Source organism: Shewanella sp. SM32 (assembly GCF_025654235.1).
Taxonomy (GTDB): Bacteria; Pseudomonadota; Gammaproteobacteria; order Enterobacterales; family Shewanellaceae; genus Shewanella; species Shewanella oncorhynchi.
This window is the reverse complement of sequence record NZ_JAKKRO010000106.1, coordinates 1-6,502: the sequence shown is the minus strand read 5'-3', so window position 1 is coordinate 6,502 and position 6,502 is coordinate 1. Positions and strand designations below refer to the sequence as shown.

4 protein-coding genes and 2 pseudogenes are annotated in these 6,502 nt (G+C 47.1%); 5 read left to right on the top strand and 1 reads right to left on the bottom strand.

The features are described 5' to 3' along the window. The coding region (locus tag L5M10_RS23000) for a helix-turn-helix domain-containing protein (RefSeq protein WP_263179487.1) at positions 1-188 on the bottom strand (188 nt) is incomplete at its 3' end. 56 nt (positions 189-244) lie between these two features. On the opposite strand from L5M10_RS23000, the pseudogene L5M10_RS22995 reads away from it, so the two are divergent. The 5 genes and pseudogenes from L5M10_RS22995 to L5M10_RS22975 all read left to right on the top strand — a co-directional run. Then, positions 245-895: pseudogene (locus L5M10_RS22995) on the top strand (hypothetical protein); the annotation flags it as partial. A gap of 11 nt (positions 896-906) precedes the next feature. After that, the gene (locus L5M10_RS22990; RefSeq protein ID WP_263256020.1) at positions 907-2,235 is read left to right on the top strand and encodes a DUF4785 domain-containing protein; all 1,329 of its coding nucleotides are present in this window, start codon (positions 907-909) and stop codon (positions 2,233-2,235) included. 433 nt (positions 2,236-2,668) lie between these two features. Continuing rightward, positions 2,669-5,878, top strand: a complete 3,210-nt coding sequence (locus tag L5M10_RS22985; protein WP_263256019.1) for a winged helix-turn-helix domain-containing protein — start codon at positions 2,669-2,671, stop codon at positions 5,876-5,878. Positions 5,879-5,914: 36 nt separating this feature from the next. Next, positions 5,915-6,325 (top strand): DP-EP family protein, encoded by a 411-nt coding sequence (locus L5M10_RS22980; RefSeq protein ID WP_263256018.1) that lies wholly within the window; start codon positions 5,915-5,917, stop codon positions 6,323-6,325. 38 nt (positions 6,326-6,363) lie between these two features. Continuing rightward, positions 6,364-6,502, top strand: a pseudogene (locus L5M10_RS22975) (IS4 family transposase); the annotation flags it as partial.

Here is a 6,502-nt window from a genome sequence, read left to right as displayed (position 1 = left end):
GTGTAATCGGCAAGGTGATTACGTACAGTGCTTTCATGAATGCGTAATGCTTGAGAAATCATTGCCGGGGTCCAGCCTTCGGATGCAAGCAGTACTGCTTTGATGCGGTCACGAATACGCCCGTCACGCGTTTGAGCATGCTGGGTCTCTAGGACTTGTTTTTGTTCAGGAGTAAGGAGTAGTTTCATAATCGTTAGCTTGATCCTCATTTCACTGAAAATCAAGCATCTTCATTGATCACGGGTATATGTGGGAAGAAAGCGCCGCAGGTTGTCTGGCCACACAGCTCAATAGCTTTATCCAAGCCAAAAATATCGACGACTTAATTCTGCTGACCCACTCCAATGGTGGCAACGTAGTGCGGTGGATTTTATCTAACCCAACGTGGGACAGCCGTTATCCTGCAGTGATCAACGCCACCTCAAAGGTTATCGCCATCGCGCCTTCCAGTGCTGGTACGCCGCTGGCCGACGCGGTGAACCAAGGTAATGTGTTCGAAACCAGCTTAGGCTGGCTCTTAGGCTATGGCAGCAACGCGGTGAAACAACAGCAAGTCGGTTGGATGGCAAACTACAACAACGCTTGGCTTAATGGCACAGCGGGTCGCCCATCGCTGGGTAAACCCTTCGAAGTCGTGGTGGGCTCAGATGTTGATTCCGCCATTTGGGACAGCGACAGTTACTGCGCGGGTTATCAATACCAAGTCGCGCTCGAAACCACCCAAAACTGGCTCGATAGCTGCTCCGACGGCTTCTTAAATTGCAGCTCACAAAAGGCGGCTGGCACTGTCTGGTTTACTGATAAACAAAAGACCCGTGGCCAAGAGCCCTTAAGCCATCAGCAGAGCCGTCGTACGTGTTTCAACTTAGACACGCTGATCCGCAACCACATTTAAGGAGCACTAAGATGCACACACTCAGCAAACTTGCCAGTGTCTTGGCGCTAAGCGGACTGCTTGCAGCCTGCCAAGATGAAGCCACACCCATAGATCCCAAAACCAATGCCAGCCCAATGTACGCCAAAGGGTTAACCTTAGCCGCGCCGATCGATACTGATCTCGTCGATAGCAATATTGCCAGCCCAACACTCACGCCCATCAACACCAGTACGGATTACATTAGCTTTATCACCCCGCTGTACGGTGAGTATCAAGCGAGTATGCTTAAGCTGGAGCAAGCCAACCAAAGTGACGAGTATTGGGTCAATGTAACAGGCGCACAGCTTAATGCGGGCGTGGGCCTCACCATGAGCCAAGCGTCTAGCTTAGTGCGCATTGCACCTCGGGGCGATACCAGCTCTGGTACTTTAATGCACGCCGAGGTCATCGCCCCTGAGCGCGTACAAATTCAGCGCGTTACCCCTAATCAGTCACCCCAAGGCAAAGCAGCCAACAGCAGTGGGATAAACACCAATGAGTCACTGGTCAAATCGATGGTCAACGCCGATGCTTTGGCTAGCGCAGGGTTAACCGATGATTCCAGTGCTCTGCAAATGTCGGCGAAGGCCACACCGGGCGAATATCGCCTGCAGGTCAGCCAGCCGTTAACACCGAGCGCCAGCTACTTAGTCAATGTGAAGGAAAAAGGCTCGCCATATCAACTAAGCGTCAAAGCCCCCACCGCCATCGCGGCGGATGCGCAAAACCTTGGGCTTGAACTCGCTCTCAGCCAAAGTGATAACACCTTTGTACCACAGGCAAAACTCAAGCAAGCCGATGGCAATATGCAACCGCTGGCGATGGTAAAACAAGGGGAGACATGGCAAGCGGTGATCCCCGCGGGCGTCGCACTTTCAAGCAGTAATGCTGGTTTCAGTGAAATTGAAATCACAGTGCAAACCCAAGTCGATGGCCGACCTGTGCAGCGCACGGTTAAATCTGTCTTTAAGTCCTATGTCAATTCGGCGAGCATCAAGCCCGAAGTGCTCACGGTTTGGGATAAAGGCCTGCCTAACCAAATTAACTTTGAGTTAACTGTCGCCGAGGCGGGACGTTTTGGCTTAAGTGGCACGTTAACAGGCACCAATGCCGAAGGTCAAAAGGTGGCGATTCTACGCACCCAAGCGGCCAATTGGCTGACCCCAGAGTCGCCGAAGTTAAAGCTGCTGTTAGATCCTAAGCTCATCCAAGCCTCGGGTTTACAGCCGCCCTTCGAACTCAATGAATTAGAACTGCAAGATCAAGGTCAAATGGCCAGATTAAGCTATCAAGCCAAGGCACTAACCTTAACGCGCTAATTCAAAGGGACCAATGTTAAGGGCTAACGTTAAGATACTTAGCTTAACGTGCTGATAAGTCAGGCTTGTTAGCCTTAAGTTCCTCTCTAATACAAAGTGCCCAATCACGGGCACTTTTTTATTATTGATCTTTTGCAATCTACACCTAAAAGCCATCACCTTATTTAACATCTAGCGTAAAGCACAAACTGTTGACAGAAAAATGACAAGCTAAAGACTATTTACCACACTTCACCCTGATAAAATTTACATTGATTATCAAGGGTTATTCCTTTTAAATAACAATCATCAACGGCATAATGTCAACGTCTTGACGTCAGACCTTTGAATGACAAGCATACGGTTCTTTATAACAATACGTATAACAATAAGAGTGACTCACGGCGCAAGTTTTTACCGTGCCATGGTCAATACTCAATAAATGGACATCGTTATGAGTGACAGCACATTTTTCTTTGGTGAATGGCAAATCAATCCCAGCGCCAATAGTCTGCTCCTTGGCAAACAAGTCAAACAACTTGAGCCCAAGGCGATGGATGTGCTGCTGTTTCTCTGTCAACGGGCGGGCGAAGTCGTCAGCAGTGATGAAATAGTCAGCCACTGCTGGCCAGGTGTAGATACCGGCGACAATCCACTACACAAAATTATCAATCAGTTACGTCGAGCATTAGGCGATAGCGCCACAGAACCCACCTATATAGAAACCATACGCAAACGCGGCTATCGCACCTTAGCCGAAGTGCGTTTTCCTATCGGACACCAAGCCACCGCCAGCCCACAGAGTTGGCAAGGCGGCTCGCCCTTTCCGGGACTGCAAGCCTATAGCGCTAATTATGCCGAGGTGTTTTTTGGCCGCAGTGAACAAATCAGCACTTTGCTTAACCGGATAAGCCAACAAATCCTGTTTGGCCGTGCCTTCTGCCTGATCTTAGGTCCAAGTGGCAGCGGTAAATCCTCCCTGATTAATGCGGGTGTTGTGCCCAATTTAATGAAGGGCGACGGCTATAACGGCATTGGTGTCGCGTCATTCAGCAGCTTAGATTTTGCCGATGTGAGTAAAGGGCAACTACTCACCGATCTTGCCAGTGCTATGCTCGACTGGGAAATCAACGACATCCCAGTATTCAAAGGCATGAGCGCTGAGACTCTGGCGATTCAACTCGTCGAAGATATCCAAAGCGTGATCAACCAGTGCACCCAAGCGCTCAAGGCTAAACCCTTTTCCAATCCGTTTTTTGCCTTGTTTATCGACCGATTAGAAGTGTTGCTCTCATCACCGCTATTTAGCGATACCGAACGAACTCAGTTCATAGAATTATTGGAACAACTCGCCACCTCAAAAGCCGTGATTATCATCAGTGCCTGTCGCAACGATTTTTATCCTTTATTGGTCAATTACCCAAGCTTAATGGCGGGTAAAGCCCGCGGTGCCCACTTTGACTTAGCGCCGCCAACACGCACTGAGCTATTACAAATGATCCGCCTGCCCGCGGTGGCTGCCAACTTAAGCTGGGAAGTTGACAGCGACACCGCGATGCCACTCGACGAAATGCTCTGCAGCGATGCCGCCAGTAACCCAGATGCGTTGCCCATGTTGCAATACACGCTGCAGGCCTTGTATTTACAGCGCAGCGCCGACAATAAGTTATTAGTCTCTGTTTATCATGCACTTGGCGGTATTGAAGGGGCGATTGGTAAAAATGCCGAGCAGGCGATTTCCCATTTAAGCGATGCTGAAAAAGCCAGCCTACCACGGATTTTATCCCTGCTAGTGACCCTGCGCGAAGATGAAAAGTCCATCACCAGTCGCACCGCTCGCTGGTCGCAACTGCAAAGCACGGCCGAAACCGCCCTAGTGCAAGCCATGGTCGATAGCCGCTTATTCGTGTCACATCTGCAAAATGGTGAACCCTGTTTTAGCATCGCCCACGAAGCCCTGCTGCGCCGTTGGCCACGGGCGACGGCTTGGATTAGCGAACATAGCGACAGTTTGAGTATTAAGAGTCGCCTACAGCATTTATCTAAGCGTTGGCTCAGCGAAGCCAAACACAGCGCTTATCTGCTCGCCGAAGGCAAGCCGTTAAAAGAGGCCCAAAGCCTCAGCCAAAATCCGTTATTCGATTTAGACGATCCCGAAACCGCCTTTATCGCAGCCTCCACCAAACGCGCCAATATGCTGCGCTGGACGAGGCGCTTAACCGTCACCCTGCTGTGCGTCCTCACCTTAACCTCCGTCATTATGAGCGTGCGCAGCATAGAAGCCGAAAAACTTGCCCTGCAAAAACGCCTCGCCGCCGAAGATTTGCTCGGCTTTATGGTGGGTGACTTCGCCGACAAGATGCGCGGCATAGGCCGTATGGACTTGCTCGATGGGATCAGCAATAAAGCGCTAGAATATTTCACTGATTTCTCCAGCCCAGACGATGAAAAGTACTTAAGCTTTGATGCCCGTTTCCAACACGGCCAAACCTTAGAGGCCATGGGCGAAGTCGCCTATTCGCGCAATAAAATCGATGAAGCTCGCAGCGCATTACTCGCCGCGCAAGAAAAAATGTTGCCACTGCTCGAATTGCAGCCGGAAAACTTAGCCCTACTGAAAACCTTAGGTGCCAATGCCTTTTGGTTAGGCCAGCTTAAGTATGATGTGAGTGATTGGGCGGCATCGCGCCCTTTTTTCGAGCAATACTTGGCCTATAGCCAAACCATGTACGCCCTTGCGCCAGAGGATAAAGATGCGCTGATGGAGCTGTCTTATGCCCATAACACTTTGGGCTCAGTTTCGATGAAACAGCAGGAATTTGCCAAAGCGCAGCAAGATTTTGAAGAGTCGCTAAGGCTTAAATTGCTGGCTTTGGCAAAAGCGCCTGAGGATAGTCAGTTGATTGCGGATGTGGCGGATACTCGTTCTTGGTTAGCCAGTGCATTAACCTCACTTGGCGATATAGATACGGCAATCAAATTTCAAGAAGAAACACAGGACCAATTATTAAACTCGCCAAATCAAAATGACGCTTATATGCGCGATAGACTAGCGAGCACTTTAGGCAGATTAGCAGAGCTACTGGAATATAAAGGTGATCTTGTTTCTGGGCTCGATAAGCTATTATTAGCACAAAATATTATAGAGAAATCGCTAGCCTTGGATTCTGAAAACGAAGTTTGGAAAAGAGACTTATTTCATGTCCGTACCAAAATATTTCATTTAAACAGTTTAGTTAATGACTTTAGAGTAAAAGAAACATCTCAATCTCTTTTAGACACTCTGGACACTGAATTTAATTCAACCAGTGAAGTTAAAAGAGAATATTTACGCGCCAATGCCCTTTTAGCAATCGCAAATAAAAATATAAGCAATCATGAAATTAGCCAAAATCATGAAGAAATAGCAGAGTCTAATGTTATTTTTATAAAACTAACCAATAAATTCCCAGATGAGAAAGATTATCTCATTGGACTTGTAAAAACTAATTTAACAATCGCTAAAATTAATTTTGCAATGGGGAATAAAAATGCTAACTTTGAGTTATGCAACACAGCAAATAAACTATTGCAACCTTTAATAGAGAAAGATAAAAATCCTCAAATAATAAAGCCATACTTAGAATCTGAAGACTGTCTTGAAAAAATAAAACCGAACAAATAACACAATCAATAACTGTACTTAAAAAAGGATAATCAAATGATAACACCACAAGGTACCGCTCAATTTATTAAAGTCAATGTTAATCTAGAAAATGGTGAACCTGTATTTATCTATACCGATGCCAACGGTCAACAATGCCAAGGTGATATCACCGTCACTCAAGCTGGTACTGTAACCTACCTGCTAAATGACCAAACAGGTAAAGGTTTAAAATTTGTCGGTGTAGGCTTTGTGACTCCATTTGATGAAATAGTCGATGCCGTTACCATTAGCAGCGATGGTATGTTAGTACAACTTGTTGACCTCGATAGAACTCCAGGTACCACTAAGTTCCAATTTGTATTAAGTAATACAACTAATACCTTACTAATACTAAGTCCTGAAGAATCCCCTGATGATTTACAAATAAATCATCAAATTAGGGTGGAAGCGCATCTTGTTGCATGATCAAATGGTTTCGCTAAAAACTACACTTGGACAACAAGATGCGCGAAGCCAATATCCTACAACATTCTTTACACCAATACTGCCCAGAACTTCACCTAAAACGATTAAACAGCTTGATGCTGGCCTCTAAGGCACTGATTGAATGTAAGACACTGACCTTGACTGAGTTAGGTCGAA

Bases quoted from the DNA above. Each gene is read 5' to 3' on its own strand.
- L5M10_RS22990 (WP_263256020.1), top strand. From the start codon at position 907: ATGCACACACTCAGCAAACTTGCCAGTGTCTTGGCGCTAAGCGGACTG.
- L5M10_RS22985 (WP_263256019.1), top strand. From the start codon at position 2,669: ATGAGTGACAGCACATTTTTCTTTGGTGAATGGCAAATCAATCCCAGC.
- L5M10_RS22980 (WP_263256018.1), top strand. From the start codon at position 5,915: ATGATAACACCACAAGGTACCGCTCAATTTATTAAAGTCAATGTTAAT.